Here is a 17,499-nt window from a genome sequence, read left to right on the forward strand (position 1 = left end):
TCAAATCCCCCTATTAGCGCTCTGTTTGTTTTGCCTCTTCCCATAAAACATCTAACTGTTCTAATGATAAATCTTGCATTTCTTTATTCATTTCGGCTACTTTTGCTTCCATGTATAAAAAACGGCCCATAAATTTCTCATTAGTTGAACGTAACGCTTCTTCTGGATCTAAGTTATAATGACGAGCTATATTAACAAATGCAAATAGTAAGTCACCAAATTCACCTAGCATCTTTTCCTCATCCATATTTATAACTTCTTGCTGGAATTCTTGCCATTCTTCTAAGGCTTTCTCTATCATCGGCTGCACATCAACCCAATCAAACCCAACTTTTCCAGCCTTCTTCTGAATTTCATAAGCACGCATTAATTGCGGTAAACTTTTTGGAATTCCAGTTAAAACAGATTCTTTTACGAATCCTTTTTCTTGTTTTTTAATTTCTTCCCAATTCACAATCACTTCATCAGCATTATTTACATCTGTATTTCCAAACACATGTGGATGACGACGAACCATTTTCTCAGATAAAGTTCGAATAATATCATCTATCGAGAACCAACCTTCATCCTCTCCAATTTGGGCATGGAGCATAACTTGCAATAATATATCACCCAGCTCTTCTACTAAGTGATCATCATCCTCTTCATCAATTGCTTCTAACACTTCATACGCTTCTTCAATTAAGTATTTCTTTAAAGATTGATGCGTCTGCTTTTTATCCCATGGACAACCATTCGGTCCACGCAGATCAGCAATAATTTCTCTAAGCACATCAAACTGCTGATATAAGGACGCACGTGCCTTAACTGGCGGTACATATACACTCGTTAAATTATTTAATTCCGTTTCATGATCCAACATGTATAACGGCACCTTTTTCACTTGCTCAAATGAAGTTCCTGCAGCTGTTACAATGTACACTTCGTAATCATCTGGCAACATCTCCATTAACGTTAGCTTCACATCCGAAGCAACGAACGCATCATACACTTGGCAAAAGATTAAATGTTGACGTAATTCTAATTGCCCTCTTTCAAATGATGTAGCATCAATTAATTGGAATCCTTCGATCGGATCAATTTTTAAACTTGCAAACATCGGATCAAGGAAACTTTGTCCACCTTCAATTCGCACTTCAACATTTGCCACTTCTCCTTTTTGCAAAAGGAGCTGAACGGTTCTTTCTGCTACAAGCGGATGACCTGGAACAGCATAAATAATTTCTGCACCTTTAGCTTGTTCCAGTAATGTATTCGCGATTGTTTCATATACGATTTCAAATGTATCATGTGCTTCATATACATTATCAAAAGCTGTATACTTTATACCTTCTTTTTCCAATTCTTCTATAACTGGATGCTCCTTCGTTCTAACAAACATATGGTCCGCTTCTTTTATCTTTCGATATACACCCATCGTCAACTGATCTAACTCGCCAGCACCTAATCCCAAAATAGTAATGATTCCACTCACAACCTGCCACCTCTATCCACTCTTCTTCAATGAGCCTTCTTTTTTCTCTTGTTTCATAACGGTTCCTAATTCTTCTTTTGTAAATACACATAATTTTAAAATTAAAAACGTATATGTCAATCCACCAATAGCTACACCTAACAACGCTTCAATTGTTGCGATTCCTCTATGTCCTGTATCAATTACTAATCCAGACATTTGTGATACACGCATAAATACTATTAATACAAATCCCATACCGATACCACTAATAGCTATACCTAACATATTCCGCTTATCAATAAGTGACCCCGATACAGCTCGCATAAGTAATCCACTATTTAGCAAGGCGATTACAATAAGTGTAACTAAAGTTGCAATTGCAGCTCCTTTTACATCAAAGTACGGCATTAATATATAGTTTAACGCTAGCTTCAAACAACCACCAAATACAACGAATATTGCTGGTTTTAATGTTTGTCCCAGCCCCTGCAAAATAGAAGCAGTTGTAATTGACAATGAACTAAATAAAATAGATAAAGATAAAATCGATAACACATCTGATCCATCACTATTTTCAAACAACATAATATTTGTAGGTTGAATAATACAAGTTAGTCCAATAGCCGATGCAAATCCAATAACAAATGTTATTTTCATTGCTAACTTTACCTTTTCTTTAATAAATGAAAGATCTCCTCTTTCCTTCGCCGCTGTAATAATAGGAATAAGTGACAACGAGAAAGAAGTTGTCACAACAGTACCTAGTTGCATAAGCGGGATACTTCTATCATAAACCCCTTTTAGTACCTTTGCATTTTCAACTTGCTCTCCCGCGCGGATAAGCAAAGTATAAAAGGAAACAGAATCAGCCATTTGTATAAAAATAAGGACTAAATTACTAACACAAATCGCTAACCCCTGCCAAAAAAGGATTTTAATAATCCTTTTTTTATTTCTAATACTCTTCCAACTTTTGAAGAAAATAGCTCGAAAATCATGGCGCATATAAAGTAAAAGTACAATAATCCCAATAAGCCCGCCTGCGATCGAACCTACCATAGCACCTGCACCTACTGTATATAGGTCAAATCCGTGAGCAATAAGGAATAGTGATAAAAATACAATAATAGAAACACGAATCGTTTGTTCAATTACTTGTGAAACAGCTGTCGGCATCATATTATTGAACCCTTGAAAATACCCTCTCGCTACAGATAAGAATGGCATTAGTAGAAATGAAAACGAAATGACACGTAATAATTTATCTAAATGTATATCGCCCATAGCCGATGCAATTGTTTCGGCCCCAAAGAATAATGTAAAAAATCCTATAAAGCCAATCCCTAATAAAAACCAAAAAGATACACAAATAATTTCTTCTGCTTCTTTTTGTTTTCCTCGTTCTAATCTTTCTGCGACCATTTTTGAAATAATAATGGGAAATCCATAAGTAGCTAAAATTAAACAAAATCCATAAAACGGATAAATTTGTTGGTAAATATAAAAACCAATATCACCCGCTATATTTTGATATGGAATACGGTAAAAAGCGCTTAATACTTTCGTAACAAAACTTGCGATTGTTAATATAATAGCCCCACGCCAAAAGGCTTGATACTTCTTCGCTTCCATACAAGAAAACTCCTTTTTCTATTCTCACCCCTCGTATTATATCATAAAGAAAAAAACAAACTCCCTTGCATACGCGAGTAATAATGACTTCTTTCAATTTCAAAAATATTCAACGAAAAAAGGTAGCAAAACGCTACCTTCATTCGATATACCTACATCTCCAAATAATTGATTTCTTAAGAAGAAATATCATAATTAGGAAAGATTGCTACTTCTAAAATTCGATATGACCTTACTGCTCCATTTGTTTCGCTAAAAAGCTTGCAGCTGTATTTACTGACTTATGCTCTACTTCACTTATAATAGCCTCTTTAGAGAAGATAATAACAGCTCCAATTGGATCTCCATTCGCAACAATCGGGCCAATTGTATAGGAGCTAACTCTTTCTGCTACTCCATCAATAATTGAAATTTCACTTTCATCTGTCATAATTACAGACTTACGCTCTTCCATTGTCTTCTCAATTAAATCGCCAACACTTTTATTTAAGTATTCTTTTTTAGATACGCCCGCTACTGCGATAATAGAATCACGATCGCATACAAGCACATTATGTCCTAAGCTATCGTATAAAGCTTCCGTATATTCTTTTGCAAAATCACCTAGTTCACTAATCGGAGAATATTTTTTCAAAATGACTTCTCCATCGCGATCAACAAAAATCTCTAAAGGGTCTCCCTCACGAATACGTAAAGTTCTACGAATTTCCTTCGGAATTACTACCCTGCCTAAATCATCAATTCGACGTACGATTCCAGTTGCTTTCATTCTAATGCTGCCTCACTTTCTACTGATGATCAAAGTGGTGAATTTACCTGTTCATGTAAAAATCACCAACTGTTAAACATAGTATTTTACACATTAGTTCTTCTATGCACGTCGAATTGCATTTTTTTATCTTATATTAGGCATTTATTACTTCTTTTTTTACATCTGGCAAACCTTTTAATAAATTTTCAGCAATTGTTAACCATTTCGATGTCTCTAAGCCATTCGTTTTCATAACAATTTTCAATTGTGACCCTTCCATGCCAAGACCGATCATACGACCAAAGCTATTCCCAAGCATGAATAATTTTCCACCATCGATATTTTGGCTCGCTTGTTCAGAAAACAGGAATGTTACTTCAAATTTATTTTGCTTAATTAACTCAATTTGTTCTTTCATTGCCAACACTTTAATGTTTGCAATTTGTAATAAATAACCAACTTCTTGTGGATAATCGCCAAATCTATCGATCATCTCTTCCTGCAACTCTTCAATATCCTCAATTGCAGAAACACCTCTAAATTGTTTATACATCATAATTTTTTGTTTACTATCTGAAATATAAGCATCCGGTAAATATGCATCTACTTCTAAATCAATTTCAACATTAACCATATTTTCAACTCCGTCTGTTCCTCTACGTTGTTCAATTGCATCTTTTAACATTTGAGAATACAGATCAAATCCGACAGAATCAATAAATCCATGTTGTTCTGCCCCTAACAAGTTACCCGCACCACGAATTGATAAGTCTCTCATCGCAATTTTGAAGCCAGATCCAAGCTCTGTGAACTCTTTAATTGCCTGCAAACGCTTCTCTGCAACTTCCGATAACACTTTATCGCGTTTGTATGCAAAGTATGCATACGCGACGCGATTAGAACGTCCAACGCGCCCACGAAGCTGATACAACTGCGATAATCCCATACGATCTGCATCAAATACAATTAATGTATTTACATTCGGAATATCTACACCCGTCTCAATAATCGTTGTACTTACAAGAACATCATGCTGCCCTTCTAAAAACGATAGCATAACAGACTCTAATTCACCTTCATTCATTTTCCCGTGTGCGTATGTTACACGCGCATCTGGAACTAACATCGAAATTTCATCTGCTTTTCTTTCAATATCCTCCACACGGTTATATAGGAAGTAAATTTGACCACCTCTTGCAAGCTCTCGCTCTATCGCTTCTCGCATTAACGCTGGATTATACTCTACTACATATGTCTGTACTGGGAAACGATTCTCTGGCGGTGTCTCAATAACAGATAAATCGCGCACACCAAGCATAGACATATGTAGGGTACGTGGAATCGGCGTTGCCGTTAATGTTAACACGTCAACATTTGCTTTCAATTGTTTAATTTTTTCTTTATGCGTAACGCCGAATCTTTGTTCCTCATCAATAATAAGAAGTCCTAAATCTTTATAAGTAACATCTTTAGATAAAATACGATGCGTTCCGATTACAATATCCACCGTTCCATCTTTTAAACCCTTAATCGTTTCATTTTGTTGTTTCCGCGTACGGAATCTACTTAGTAACCCTATATTAATTGGGTAATCTTGAAAACGCTCTCGAATTGTTTCATAGTGTTGTTGTGCAAGGATTGTTGTCGGTACTAAAATCGCAACTTGTTTTTCATCCATAATTGCTTTAAATGCCGCACGAATAGCTACTTCAGTCTTTCCATACCCTACGTCACCACAAAGAAGTCTATCCATCGGACGTCCGCGTTCCATATCTTTCTTAATCTCTTCAATAGAACGTAATTGATCCTCTGTCTCTTGATATGGGAAAGAAGATTCAAATTCTTGTTGTTCTGCCGTATCTGGCGTATATGCATAACCTTTTGAAGCTTCGCGCTCGGCATATAATTTAATTAGGTCATCTGCAATGTCTTGTACAGATTTTTCAACTTTCGTTTTGACCTTCTTCCAATCATTTCCGCCCAATTTATAAACTTTTGGATCCTTACCTTCAGATCCTACATATTTTTGCACTTGGTCAATTTGTTCAATTGGAACGTATAACTTATCATTACCTTGATATTTAATATTTAAATAATCTTTATGAACACCGTTAATCTCTAATGTCTCAATACCTAAAAATTTACCTATACCATGGTTTACATGAACTACATAGTCTCCAACTTTTAATTCCGAATAACTTTTAATACGTTCAGCGTTAGATAACTTTTGTTTGCGTTGCGATTTTTTAACTTTCTTATGAAAAAGCTCTTTTTCAGTAATAACAACAAACTTTTGCATCGGCATTTCAAATCCTGCATGTAAATCACCTACAGCAATTTGTAACTTTCCAGGCAATAAGATATCTGTGGCCTCCACAATGTCTGCATCAATATCATAATCACTTAAAATATGTTGTAATTTTTTCACACGTTCATCATCTGTTCCGAGCACAACGGTCGTAAACTGTCCTTCATTCCATCTATCAATTTCAGTTTTTAACAACTGCATCTGCCCGTGGAAATCTTGCATCGTTTTACACGTCACATTCACAATGTTTTGCGGATGTGTATGTGCTATATGACGTAAGAATAACGTTAAATATACAAAACTTCTTTTTTTATGATGAAGAAACTCCTCAAATGAGTGGGAGAAAGATAAATCCTGAATAATTGTTCCTTCACCAAGAAGTGAGATATACCATTCCGCTTCTTCTGTTTCAAGATGTGATGCTGTTTCTTGAATACGGGAAAGCTCATCTAAAATAACTACACCATTTTCCGGTAAATAATCTATCAGACTAGCAGGTTTTTTATAAAAAATAGATAAGTATTTAAACATTTGTTCTATACTTTGCCCATTTTTCAACATTTCAATTTCATGACTTACCGTCTCAAGCACCGTAGTCTTTAATTTATCATCGGAAAGCTTTTGCATCGTTTTAGTCAAACCTTCTTCAAGCTGCTTAATTCCCGATTTCAATTCTTCCTGTGAAAATAAAAACTCTGTTGCCGGACCGAACCTAACACTTTCCCTTTTATCTTGAGAGCGCTGTTCTTCCACATCAAATAATCGAATAGAATCGACTTCTGTATCAAAGAATTCAATACGAAATGGTAATTCTTCAGTTAATGGATAAATATCTAATATTCCCCCGCGCAGACTGAACTCCCCTGGAGCTTCTACCATCGACTTACGCTCATAACCAATATGATGTAAAGTATGCAAGAGTGCATCTAAATCAATCTCTTGCCCTAGATTGATTTCAATTTGCCTTTGCTTCCACAATTCTTTTATTGGTAAAAATCTACGTAGTCCTGCAACTGGCGCTACAATAATCCCATTCTCTCCCGCAGCTAAGCGATTTAACACTTCAATGCGCTGCGCCTTCAATTCTGGACTTGCAACACCAATTTCTGACGCAATCAATTCATTTACTGGATATAACCATACATCTTTTTCACCAAGTAACGCCACTAAATCTTCATGTACTTTTTGTGCTTGGTATAAATTGTGCGTCACAATAAGTTGTGATTTTTTTGTTTTTTTATATAAAGCTGCCATTAATAATGAACGAGAGGATGTTGCCATACCCGATACAAGTTGCTCTTTCAACCCATCTTCTAGCCCATTAATAACCGATTGTATCTCTTCATTTTTATAAAATTGCTCTAATAAACCTATCATTATCAAAACTCCTCTCAACATAAAGAGCAAGTTACTATATTTTATGCAAATATTTTGGAAAAAGAAAACAGAAAAATGCTTTGGACATGCCAAAGCGACAACATTTTATTGCAGAAATTTTTCATATTCATAATACTCAGGATAAGATGCGAGCGTTTCTTGACACGATTCACAAATCGTTTTTATATATATATTTCCATTCTCATGAAAATGAATCATATCCACTACTTCTTGCTCTGTTAGTTGAAACAAAACGTCGCTATATACTTTTTCTGCGATAATGGAACCAACATTGTTCCCACAATGTCTGCAGTAATAATATCCTTCCATACTAGCCTCCTAAATATCCAATTACTACTAGTATGGGTTAAAATAAAATAAAATATTCCCAATTATACGCTTAACTATTGAAAGTATTCATGATTTGAAGAAAAGGCTTATTTAACCATTCCTCACATGCATCAGCTGCTTTTTCAATGGACTGATTGACGCCGGAAATTTCTTCAGACGTAAAACGTCCTAATACATAATCCACTACTTTCATCCCATTTTTCGGACGATCGATTCCCATGCGGATACGTTGAAATTCTTGTGTTCCTAAATGTGAAATTGTTGATTTTACACCATTATGTCCACCCGCACTACCTTTCATACGAAGGCGTAATTTACCTACAGGAATATCTAAATCATCGTACATAACAATGAAGTCCTCGACATCAATTTTATAATAATCCATGACCGGACGGATACTTTCTCCAGATAAATTCATATATGTAAGTGGTTTTAGTAAGATTACTTTTTCCCCGTTAACAAAGCCTGCACCAAATAACCCTTTGAATTTTTGTTCATTCAAAGAAATATTCCAACGCTTTGCAAGTTCATCAATCGCCATAAACCCAATATTATGCCTTGTTAATTCATATTCTCTACCTGGGTTCCCAAGTCCTACTATTAATTTCATTCTTGTACCACTACTTTCTTTTTTCGATACGAAAAGACGTAACCAAGCTTGGTTACGTCTCATTCTATCCAATTAATTGAATAATACACTTACAGATTCTTCTTCGTATACACGAATGATTGCTTCTCCGATTAATGGAGCAACTGAAAGTTCATGTACCTTATCAATTTTCTTGTCTTCTGGTAATACAATAGAGTTCGTTACAACTAACTCTTTAATGTTCGAATTTTGAATACGCTCAATTGCTGGGCCAGATAATACTGGGTGTGTACAGCAAGCATATACTTCAGAAGCACCGTTCTCAACAAGAGCGTTTGCCGCTAATGTAATTGTACCAGCTGTATCAATAATGTCATCAATTAAAATTGCTGTTTTGCCTTCAATGTTACCGATAATGTTCATTACCTCTGATACATTCGGACGAGGACGACGCTTATCGATAATAGCGATTGGCGCTTTAAGACGATCTGCCATTTTTCTAGCACGAGTTACACCACCGTGATCAGGAGACACGATTACGATATCTTTAAGACCTTTTGTCTCAAAGTAATCTGAAAGAATCGGTACACCCATTAAGTGGTCGATTGGGATATCAAAGAATCCTTGAATTTGTGGAGCATGTAAATCTAGAGTGATTACACGAGTTGCACCTGCTGTTTCAAGCAAGTTTGCTACAAGTTTCGATGTAATTGGTTCACGAGAACGCGCTTTACGGTCTTGACGCGCATAACCATAGTAAGGAATAACAATATTAATTGTTTTTGCAGATGCACGTTTTAATGCATCGATCATAATAAGTAATTCCATGATATGTTCGTTTACTGGGAAGCTTGTAGATTGAATAATGAATACATCGCAACCACGGATACTTTCTTCAATGTTAATTTGAACTTCTCCATCACTAAAACGATCAACAGAACATTTTCCTAGCCCTACTCCAATATGCTTTGCGATTTGCTCAGCAAGTTCCTTATTAGAGTTTAAAGAGAATACTTTCAAATTAGAATTTAGATATTGAGTCGACATCTAGATTAACCCTCCACATTATGATTTTTTCTTATTCAGCAATTGATCAACATAGTCTTCTTTGTTAACTTGACGTGCACGTGCTACTGATAATGCTTTTGATGGAACATTCTCTGTAATTGTAGAGCCTGCTGCCACATAAGCACCATCTTCAACTGTTACAGGAGCAACAAGATTTGAATTACATCCAATAAATACCCCGTTACCAATCACAGTTTTAAATTTATTCTTGCCGTCGTAGTTCACCGTAATTGAACCACAACCAAGATTCACGTCTTCTCCAACTTGTGCATCCCCGATATAACTTAAGTGTGAAGCTTTACTTCTATTACCAAAAACAGTTTTTTTGATTTCCACGAAGTTTCCAACGCGCACTTCATCTCCAATAACTGAATCTGGGCGAATATGTGCAAATGGACCAACCGATACTTCTGTACCAAGTTTACTTTCATGTACAGTAGATTGACGAATTACCGTACGATCTCCAATTTCACTATCGCGAATTACTGTATGTGGTCCAATTTCACAATCAGAACCAATTACAGTGTTACCCTCAATAACTGTTCCTGGGTGAAGAACTGTATCACTGCCAATAATTGCATCAGCAGAAATGTATGTGTTACTTGGATCAATGATTGTAACACCATTCACCATATTCTTTCGGTTGATACGGTTTTTCATAATAATTTCCGCTTGCGATAGAGCGACTCTGTCGTTAACACCTAACGTTTCATCGAAGTGCTCTGTTTGATAAGCTGATACGATATGACCTTCATTTTTTAAAATCTCAATAACATCCGGAAGGTAATATTCACCTTGTACATTATCATTTGAAACTTTAGAAAGTGAAGCAAATAGAGCTTTATTATCAAAACAATACGTACCTGTATTGATTTCTTTAATAGCTAATTCTTTTTCATTTGCATCCTTATGCTCAACAATCTTTTCAACATGACCATTCTCATTACGAACGATACGGCCATATCCAGCAGGCTCTTGTATGTACGCTGTTAGCACCGTTGCCATTGCTCCCGCTTCTTCGTGTTGCTGAAGCAATGCTTCCATCGTTTCAGCAGTTATTAGAGGTGTATCACCACAAATAACTAAAGTTGTTCCTTCTTCATTTGCAAGTACACTTGCAGCTTGGTCTACAGCATGAGCTGTACCAAGTTGTTCTGCTTGTAATGCAAACTCACTTACGTTTCCTAGCTGTTCTTGTACCTTTTCGGCACCATGTCCAACGACTGTTACAAGTTTCTGCAATCCTAATTGAGATACTTGATCGACTACATGTTGTACCATCGGTTTTCCACATACAGGATGAAGCACTTTGTATAGCTTGGACTTCATACGTGTGCCTTTACCTGCAGCCAGAATCACTGCAAATCTGTTTGACATATAGACCCTCCATCGCAACCTATTTATCCATTAAAGATATTATCCTAAATCATCATATATTTCAAGAAACACATTATAACTATTAAATTTTACCATAATTCTTATACGATGTTTTACTCTTTAGTATCTTTTTTAAGAAATAAGCTATACTATTTTAAATGATTTTGAAAAAATTAGAAGTTTTTCATTTTTATTTTAATGTAATATGAATATTTAAAATAAGAAACGTGTAAAATTCCACAAAAAAACAAACCCCTGTAAATGCTTACAGGAGTTTGCTACAAAATTATAGGGCTTTCTTTAAGAAGCCCTTTTCATTCGAATTTTACGAAGCGCCTGCTTCTTCAAACTCAACTTCTTCTAACTCGCCTAAACGGTGATACTCTGCTAAAACCGCATCTTGAATTTTAGAACGTGTGTTAGAATTAATTGGATGTGCAATGTCACGGAATTCTCCATCTGGAGTACGTTTACTTGGCATTGCTACAAATAATCCATTATTGCCATCAATTACACGAATATCATGAACAACAAATTCATGGTCTAGAGTAATAGAGGCAATCGCTCTCATACGGCCTTCTGTGTTTACGCGGCGTAATCTTACGTCAGTCACTTCCATCTTGTGTTCACCACCCTTTTCTAAATAAGCGATATATTTGTATAAATTCCACAAATTTTCTATTTTCCCTTTAATTTTTTAAAAATTTTTAAGATAAAAATTTTTAAATTAGTTGAATATAAGAATTAGTAGAGGTTATCGCTTACAAAGACTTACTTCACTAGGGCAATTACTTCAATTTCAACTGAAACATCTTTCGGTAATTTTGCTACTTGTACACAAGAACGAGCTGGTTTATGAGTAGAGAAATAAGAGCCATATACTTCATTAACAGCATTAAAATCATTCATATCCTTTAAGAATACTGTCGTTTTTACCACTGTATCAAATGAAGCACCTGCTTCTTCTAATACCGCTTGTAAATTTTGAAATACTTGCTCTGTTTGTACTGTCACATCTCCTGTTACAAGTTCCCCGCTTGTAGTTAATGGAATTTGTCCCGAACTATAGAACATATTATTTACAATCATCCCTTGTGAATATGGCCCAATCGCTTGTGGCGCTTTGCTTGTTTGAACAACCTTCATATTTTTCACCCTTTAATATTTATTTTTACTATTTAAAAATAGTGCAACAAAGGCAGTTTGTCCATCTATTTTATCATTTATAAATAGGGATAAAAAAAAGATAAAGCTATCTGCTTTATCTTTCTACTCGGCCTCTACAAGCCCCTCATCAAATGGCGCAAGTGAATAGTTCCCTTTTTCCACTTGAATTGCTTTTGCTTTCACATCAACTTCTGACAGACGAATTAGTGATACAAAGTTATTAATAAGTCTTTCTTCAATGTCCGTAGATTCTACTAATACGCCAATTCCAACAACATTAGCTTTAAACTCTTCTAGCATGCTCATCATACCTTGAATTGTTCCGCCAGCTTTCATAAAGTCATCAATAATTAAAACATTGGAGCCTTCTGGAAGGCTACGCTTCGCTAACGTCATCGTTTGGATTCGCTTAGAGGAACCTGATACATAGTTAATACTAACAGTGGGTCCTTCTGTTACCTTGTTATCTTTTCTCGCAATTACTACTGGTACATCTAAGTAATTTGCCACTGCATAAGCAAGCGGAATCCCTTTTGTCGCTACTGTCATAACCGCGTCAATCGGTTGTCTAGCAAAAACAGAAGCAAACAAACGACCTGCGCCATTAATCTGGCGAGGATTACTTAAAAGATCCGTCATATATAAGTAACCGCCAGGCAAAATACGATCTGGGTTTTCAAATAAGCTACAAAGCTCATTAATAATCAGATTTGCCTCTTCTTCACTTATATAGGGAATATATTTCACTCCTCCTGCTGCTCCTGGTACCGTTTGCAATGTGCCGACCCCTTGTTGTTCAAACGTTTGCTTAATAATAACTAAATCTTCACTAATGGAAGATTTAGCCGATTGATACCTTTCAGCAAAAAAAGTGAGAGAAACTAGCTGACGAGGATTTTGTAACAAGTAATAAGTCATATCGACCAATCTTGTACTTCGTCTAATTTTCATACTCTCACCTCAAATCACGAATATTCTAAACAAATCATAACTTATTATACGTCTTTATTCAAGCGTTTCTCGTTCTCCTAATAAGCGTACTGCATATACTTGTTCGCAAAATCCTTTTAATCCGTTATATATACGATGCATTCGCGAATCATGGTGTACAAGACCAAATACAGTTGGGCCACTTCCACTCATTAATACAGCATCCGCACCGAAGCGTTTCATCTGCGCCTTAATACGTGCAACTTCAGGATGCATCGCAAACGTCACATCTTCTAAAACGTTACCAACAGTATCACAAATTCCTTTATAATCCCCATGGTTAATGACTTCAACCATTTTATCTACATTTGGATGAGTAACACGATTTAATTTTAAATTTCCGTACACGTCAGCAGTAGATACACCAATGTGGGGCTTTGCCAAAATAACCCAACAAGAAGGTGGAGTCTTTATATGTTCAATTTTTTCTCCTCTTCCAGTGGCAATTGCAGTTCCACCATATACACAGAACGATACATCTGACCCAATTTCTGCGCCAAGCCCTGCTAATTCATCGATTGTTAGCCCTAAATTCCATAACTTATTAAGGCCACGTAATGTCGCTGCTGCATCACTACTTCCACCTGCTAATCCAGCGGCTACTGGAATCGTTTTTTCAATAGTAATAGATACACCTTTTTTTACATTAAACTTCTCTTTTAATAATTTTGCTGCTTGATAAGCTAAATTGCGTTGGTCGTCTGGGACATACCGATTATGGGACAAAATTTCAATACGGTCTTCTACTAATTCCGTTAGCTCTAAACGATCTGCTAAGTCGATTGTTGTCATAATCATTTTCACTTCATGATATCCGTCTTGTCTTTTTCCCAGTACATCTAACGACAGATTAATCTTTGCTGGTGCTTTCACTAGTAGCTTCAATCTATTCACCCACTCTATGTACTCAATCTTTTATCGTTTATTTTACCATAAATTTATAGTAAGACGATGACACTTCCCTAATTATAACGAAAAGCATTCAGAATGAAACTACTTATGTCAAATGATGGCACCTTTTAGCGTACAAAAAGCCGAGGAATCGCTCCTCGGCTACCGTAGCATAGAAAGTATCTTACAACTACTGGTTTTGTTTCATTAATTGCTGTTCTGCAATTTCTATAGCACGTTTCACCATATTACCAGCATCTTTCGCACGAATTCCGCCCCATCCTTCTTTCTGAACAACATCATAAAAGCCAAGCTCTTTTGCAAGCTCTTCTTTAAATTGATTTGACATGACTCCTCTTCGTCTACTCAATGCAGAGTCCCTCCTTATTTTGCTACGGTATAATTAGTATGCAAAATAATATAGCTTTTCATTTACGGAAATATATGTAACAAACAGCGCATTAATTATAAAATGCTTCATTATGAGGTTCATCGTAAAATGTTAACTCTACTGTCTCTGTTAAAACATCTGCATAACTATACGATACACGTTGCAATGCATCTTCTTGCTGATCTAATTGTACAACAAAGACAGAACGATACGTTTCTGCAAGTACACCCGACTGCTCCACAGTTTTTCTTCTTCCGCTGTTCGCCTTTAACATAAGTCGCTGTCCAAGATGGTGATCTAATTCGTTTTTAATATCATCTAAACGTTTTGACATATACCTTGCTACACCTCGCTGTAATTTAGATTGAACACTTAAAACACGATATATCTATCCCAATTATTAACCGCAATTCACAGACAATATCATTATAAAAGCATCATGCGTTCGAATAGATAGAAGAAATACTATATTGTAAAAGTATCATTGTATAGTCTGCACGTTCTTGCCGCTTTTTATCCAAATTCATTCAAATCATTTCCACATAAAAAAGCAAGATACGTATGTACCTTGCTCATTCGTCATAATGTTGAAAGGGTAACCCTGTTCGTAAAATCCCTCTTGTTTCAATCCCGCCTAGTCCCTTTTCACCAGTAATTGTATTACGCACAACGTCCCATACATTTACTCTTTCCATAAATGAAGTGAAACTAATTTTGCCAACTACATATACAGGATCTAGAGCATGAATATTAATCCTAGCCGGTGAACTAGCAAAATTAGCACCTGCTCGAATCAACGCCTCAAAGTGTGATTGACAAGCTCCAGCAAAAATAACAAGTTGATCCAATGATGGATATTTTTTTCGCACTTCTCGAACAGCCTGTACAAAATGTCTAGAATGTCTATATGCCGCTAAATCTCCCATAACCCCTTTTGACCTTGTATATGCATCATGCCCTGTAATTACTAAAATATCTGGACGAAAATGATCTATTAAATCTACCACCTTTTCATGCATCTCTGTTTCCTTACAATGAATACCTTGAACAGGAACGCCTATTTTATTATATAAATCTAAACACTTACGCAAATATAAAGGATCTCCGTCTATATGCAATACACGTCCTGGCATTTGAAAATAATTCACTTCACTTGTGTACCCACCAGTTGAAGTGTGTTCATGCCGTTGTTTCATCAATACGTAATCTTGCTGAAACAAACGGTACGTACGCTCCATCGTTTCTTTTTCATGCTTCACTCTATTTTTATGTTCTCGTTGATCTATACTAACTAAATCTTCTAGTGGTGCATCTGCCACAAGTCTAATTTCTTCTCCAAACAATATTGCTGTTTCACCTTTTATTTCTATAACACGAAAAAGAATATCTCTCTTATACGAATATCGTTCCACTAACTCTCCGACATGTAAAGCCATTCTCCTACCTCCAAACTCATTAGGCCATCTTACCTGTTTTTAAAGTATGAATTTTGAGTAGGAAAGGTGACAAAAGGGACAGTTCAAGTTGAACTGTCCCTTTATTATTCTTATTATAATTTATGAGGAACTAACGCATTACTTAGTTTCGCAAACTCTTCAATAGATAGTGTTTCGCCTCTTCGTTTCGGATCAATCTCTACTTCTGTTAAAATTTGATCCAACAGCTCTTTATCCTTCGGGAAACCATTTAAATTATTTGATAAATTATTCATTAAAGTTTTACGTCGCTGCGCGAAACTTGCTCGCACCACTTCAAAGAAGAAAGCTTCATCTGTTACTTCTACCACAGGTTTCGGACGCTTTAGAAGGCGGATAACTGCGGAATCTACATTTGGTTGTGGTACAAACACTGTACGCGGTACTGTCATAACTGTTTCTACCTCAGTATAGTACTGAATTGCAATTGATAAAGAACCGTACTCTTTTGTCCCAGGTTTAGCTGCTAAACGATCCCCAACCTCTTTTTGCATCATAACAACAAATCCACGAACTGGTAACTTTTCTTCAAGCAATTTAAATAAAATTGGTGTTGTAACATAGTATGGCAAGTTAGCTACAACCATTACATCTTGTCCTTCTTCAAATTGCTCACCGAATACTTCATGTACATCCGCTTTTAGTACGTCTTTATTAATAACTGTAACGTTACCATATGGTGCTAACGTCTCGTCCAAAATTGGTAATAATCTCTGATCTATTTCAAAAGCTAAAACTTTTTTAGCACGCTTCGCTAATTGCTCTGTTAACGCACCAATGCCTGGTCCAATTTCAATTGCACCACTTTCTGGTCCAACTTCTGCATAATCAACAATACGATTTAATACGTTTGTATCAATTAAAAAATTTTGTCCTAAACTTTTCTTGAATGAAAATCCATACTTTTCAACAATGTCTTTTGTACGATTCGGCGTTGCGATATCCTTCATTTTTTTTCCTCCTGTATTACTTGTTTATAAGCTTCTGCAAATGATTCTTTTGAAACTTGAAACATTTGTAAACGTTTATGTAACTGTTTTGCATTTGTATAACCAATCTTTAATAGCTTACCCATTCTTTCTCTGCGACTCTTTGCCATTTCTCCGCCCACTAAGCCAGCATCGACTAAATCACTCCAACTAATCTCACTTGTGTAAGCTTCCATTTCTTCATGTACGTTCTCTAAAGCACGGCGAATCGATTCGTTAGAAGCATGTTCAATTCCAACACCTTTTTTCCTTTTAGCAAGTGCTTCTTCCTTTGGTAAAAAAGCATGCTTACATCCTGGAACCTTATCTGAAATAATCTTTCGAATGCGTTCTCCAGGATAATCCGGATCTGTGAAAATAATAACGCCTCGTTTTTGCTGCGCTAATTTAACTTGCTCAATAACATGATCACCGATTGCTGAACCGTTCGTTTCGATTGTATCTCCATCAACAGCGCGTTTAATCGCAACTGTATCGTCTTTACCTTCTACAACGATAATCTCTTTAATTTTCATACTTGCCTCCACACTCGTTTCGTCTCTACTTAGTAAAACAAAAAAATGACGACTTTTCCATTATTATTTTCCCATTCTAATATTTTAAAAAGTAGAAGGAAAAGATCTTTGTTCACTATTCTTATTGTAACACTTTCATCTTTTCCTTAATTTATCCGCAATATATCTACTC

17 protein-coding genes are annotated in these 17,499 nt (G+C 35.9%); all 17 read right to left on the bottom strand.

Features of this window, described 5'->3' with window-relative positions:
* Positions 1 to 13: 13 nt before the first annotated feature.
* The 17 genes from mazG to rnmV all read right to left on the bottom strand — a co-directional run bounded on the left by mazG (position 14) and on the right by rnmV (position 17,327).
* The gene (gene mazG, locus ACTFQM_RS26440) at positions 14 to 1,474 is read right to left on the bottom strand and encodes a nucleoside triphosphate pyrophosphohydrolase (protein WP_400531670.1); all 1,461 of its coding nucleotides are present in this window, start codon (positions 1,472 to 1,474) and stop codon (positions 14 to 16) included.
* A 12-nt stretch (positions 1,475 to 1,486) separates the two neighbouring features.
* A complete protein-coding gene (locus tag ACTFQM_RS26445; protein WP_440036908.1) occupies positions 1,487 to 3,088 on the bottom strand; it encodes a putative polysaccharide biosynthesis protein in 1,602 nt (533 codons plus the stop codon).
* A gap of 232 nt (positions 3,089 to 3,320) precedes the next feature.
* Positions 3,321 to 3,857 carry a stage V sporulation protein T gene (spoVT, locus tag ACTFQM_RS26450; RefSeq protein WP_002174559.1) on the bottom strand — a complete coding sequence of 179 codons (537 nt, stop codon included), beginning with the start codon at positions 3,855 to 3,857 and terminating at the stop codon, positions 3,321 to 3,323.
* A 136-nt stretch (positions 3,858 to 3,993) separates the two neighbouring features.
* On the bottom strand, positions 3,994 to 7,524 hold the full coding sequence (gene mfd, locus ACTFQM_RS26455) for a transcription-repair coupling factor (protein WP_440036910.1): 3,531 nt from the start codon (positions 7,522 to 7,524) through the stop codon (positions 3,994 to 3,996).
* A gap of 105 nt (positions 7,525 to 7,629) precedes the next feature.
* Positions 7,630 to 7,854: an anti-sigma-F factor Fin family protein gene (locus ACTFQM_RS26460; protein WP_002174557.1), complete on the bottom strand. Its 225-nt coding sequence runs from the start codon at positions 7,852 to 7,854 to the stop codon at positions 7,630 to 7,632.
* Positions 7,855 to 7,924: 70 nt separating this feature from the next.
* Complete coding sequence (gene pth, locus ACTFQM_RS26465; RefSeq protein WP_440036929.1) at positions 7,925 to 8,485, bottom strand: aminoacyl-tRNA hydrolase; 561 nt, start codon at positions 8,483 to 8,485, stop codon at positions 7,925 to 7,927.
* Positions 8,486 to 8,557: 72 nt separating this feature from the next.
* The gene (locus ACTFQM_RS26470) at positions 8,558 to 9,511 is read right to left on the bottom strand and encodes a ribose-phosphate diphosphokinase (RefSeq protein WP_002174555.1); all 954 of its coding nucleotides are present in this window, start codon (positions 9,509 to 9,511) and stop codon (positions 8,558 to 8,560) included.
* An 18-nt stretch (positions 9,512 to 9,529) separates the two neighbouring features.
* Positions 9,530 to 10,909 (bottom strand): bifunctional UDP-N-acetylglucosamine diphosphorylase/glucosamine-1-phosphate N-acetyltransferase GlmU, encoded by a 1,380-nt coding sequence (gene glmU, locus ACTFQM_RS26475; RefSeq protein WP_440036912.1) that lies wholly within the window; start codon positions 10,907 to 10,909, stop codon positions 9,530 to 9,532.
* A 325-nt stretch (positions 10,910 to 11,234) separates the two neighbouring features.
* A complete protein-coding gene (gene spoVG / locus ACTFQM_RS26480) occupies positions 11,235 to 11,528 on the bottom strand; it encodes a septation regulator SpoVG (RefSeq protein ID WP_002174553.1) in 294 nt (97 codons plus the stop codon).
* 152 nt (positions 11,529 to 11,680) lie between these two features.
* Positions 11,681 to 12,055 (bottom strand): RidA family protein, encoded by a 375-nt coding sequence (locus ACTFQM_RS26485; RefSeq protein ID WP_440036914.1) that lies wholly within the window; start codon positions 12,053 to 12,055, stop codon positions 11,681 to 11,683.
* Positions 12,056 to 12,178: 123 nt separating this feature from the next.
* Positions 12,179 to 13,027, bottom strand: a complete 849-nt coding sequence (gene purR / locus ACTFQM_RS26490; RefSeq protein WP_265623835.1) for a pur operon repressor — start codon at positions 13,025 to 13,027, stop codon at positions 12,179 to 12,181.
* 54 nt (positions 13,028 to 13,081) lie between these two features.
* Entirely contained in the window at positions 13,082 to 13,951 is an 870-nt protein-coding gene (gene ispE, locus ACTFQM_RS26495; protein ID WP_131801217.1) for a 4-(cytidine 5'-diphospho)-2-C-methyl-D-erythritol kinase, read from the bottom strand.
* Positions 13,952 to 14,147: 196 nt separating this feature from the next.
* On the bottom strand, positions 14,148 to 14,327 hold the full coding sequence (sspF, locus tag ACTFQM_RS26500) for an acid-soluble spore protein SspF (RefSeq protein ID WP_001985066.1): 180 nt from the start codon (positions 14,325 to 14,327) through the stop codon (positions 14,148 to 14,150).
* Between the two features lie 91 nt (positions 14,328 to 14,418).
* Positions 14,419 to 14,682 (bottom strand): biofilm formation stimulator Veg, encoded by a 264-nt coding sequence (gene veg / locus ACTFQM_RS26505; RefSeq protein WP_000044339.1) that lies wholly within the window; start codon positions 14,680 to 14,682, stop codon positions 14,419 to 14,421.
* Between the two features lie 238 nt (positions 14,683 to 14,920).
* A complete protein-coding gene (gene yabG, locus ACTFQM_RS26510; protein ID WP_002174549.1) occupies positions 14,921 to 15,784 on the bottom strand; it encodes a sporulation peptidase YabG in 864 nt (287 codons plus the stop codon).
* 113 nt (positions 15,785 to 15,897) lie between these two features.
* Entirely contained in the window at positions 15,898 to 16,773 is an 876-nt protein-coding gene (rsmA, locus tag ACTFQM_RS26515) for a 16S rRNA (adenine(1518)-N(6)/adenine(1519)-N(6))-dimethyltransferase RsmA (RefSeq protein ID WP_002174548.1), read from the bottom strand.
* Positions 16,770 to 17,327 (bottom strand): ribonuclease M5, encoded by a 558-nt coding sequence (gene rnmV / locus ACTFQM_RS26520; RefSeq protein WP_002174547.1) that lies wholly within the window; start codon positions 17,325 to 17,327, stop codon positions 16,770 to 16,772. Before rnmV ends, rsmA begins: the two co-directional genes overlap by 4 nt.
* Positions 17,328 to 17,499: the final 172 nt, after the last annotated feature.

Source organism: Bacillus cereus group sp. MYBK30-2 (assembly GCF_051915945.1).
Taxonomy (GTDB): domain Bacteria; phylum Bacillota; class Bacilli; order Bacillales; family Bacillaceae_G; genus Bacillus_A; species Bacillus_A paramycoides.

What these genes read in the sequence shown, in the direction of transcription:
- ACTFQM_RS26445 (WP_440036908.1), bottom strand. Translation starts at nt 3,088, where the DNA reads ATGGAAGCGAAGAAGTATCAAGCCTTTTGGCGTGGGGCTATTATATTA.
- spoVT (WP_002174559.1), bottom strand. Translation starts at nt 3,857, where the DNA reads ATGAAAGCAACTGGAATCGTACGTCGAATTGATGATTTAGGCAGGGTA.
- mfd (WP_440036910.1), bottom strand. Translation starts at nt 7,524, where the DNA reads ATGATAGGTTTATTAGAGCAATTTTATAAAAATGAAGAGATACAATCG.
- ACTFQM_RS26460 (WP_002174557.1), bottom strand. Translation starts at nt 7,854, where the DNA reads ATGGAAGGATATTATTACTGCAGACATTGTGGGAACAATGTTGGTTCC.
- pth (WP_440036929.1), bottom strand. Translation starts at nt 8,485, where the DNA reads ATGAAATTAATAGTAGGACTTGGGAACCCAGGTAGAGAATATGAATTA.
- ACTFQM_RS26470 (WP_002174555.1), bottom strand. Translation starts at nt 9,511, where the DNA reads ATGTCGACTCAATATCTAAATTCTAATTTGAAAGTATTCTCTTTAAAC.
- glmU (WP_440036912.1), bottom strand. Translation starts at nt 10,909, where the DNA reads ATGTCAAACAGATTTGCAGTGATTCTGGCTGCAGGTAAAGGCACACGT.
- spoVG (WP_002174553.1), bottom strand. Translation starts at nt 11,528, where the DNA reads ATGGAAGTGACTGACGTAAGATTACGCCGCGTAAACACAGAAGGCCGT.
- ACTFQM_RS26485 (WP_440036914.1), bottom strand. Translation starts at nt 12,055, where the DNA reads ATGAAGGTTGTTCAAACAAGCAAAGCGCCACAAGCGATTGGGCCATAT.
- purR (WP_265623835.1), bottom strand. Translation starts at nt 13,027, where the DNA reads ATGAAAATTAGACGAAGTACAAGATTGGTCGATATGACTTATTACTTG.
- veg (WP_000044339.1), bottom strand. Translation starts at nt 14,682, where the DNA reads ATGTCAAAACGTTTAGATGATATTAAAAACGAATTAGATCACCATCTT.
- yabG (WP_002174549.1), bottom strand. Translation starts at nt 15,784, where the DNA reads ATGGCTTTACATGTCGGAGAGTTAGTGGAACGATATTCGTATAAGAGA.
- rsmA (WP_002174548.1), bottom strand. Translation starts at nt 16,773, where the DNA reads ATGAAGGATATCGCAACGCCGAATCGTACAAAAGACATTGTTGAAAAG.
- rnmV (WP_002174547.1), bottom strand. Translation starts at nt 17,327, where the DNA reads ATGAAAATTAAAGAGATTATCGTTGTAGAAGGTAAAGACGATACAGTT.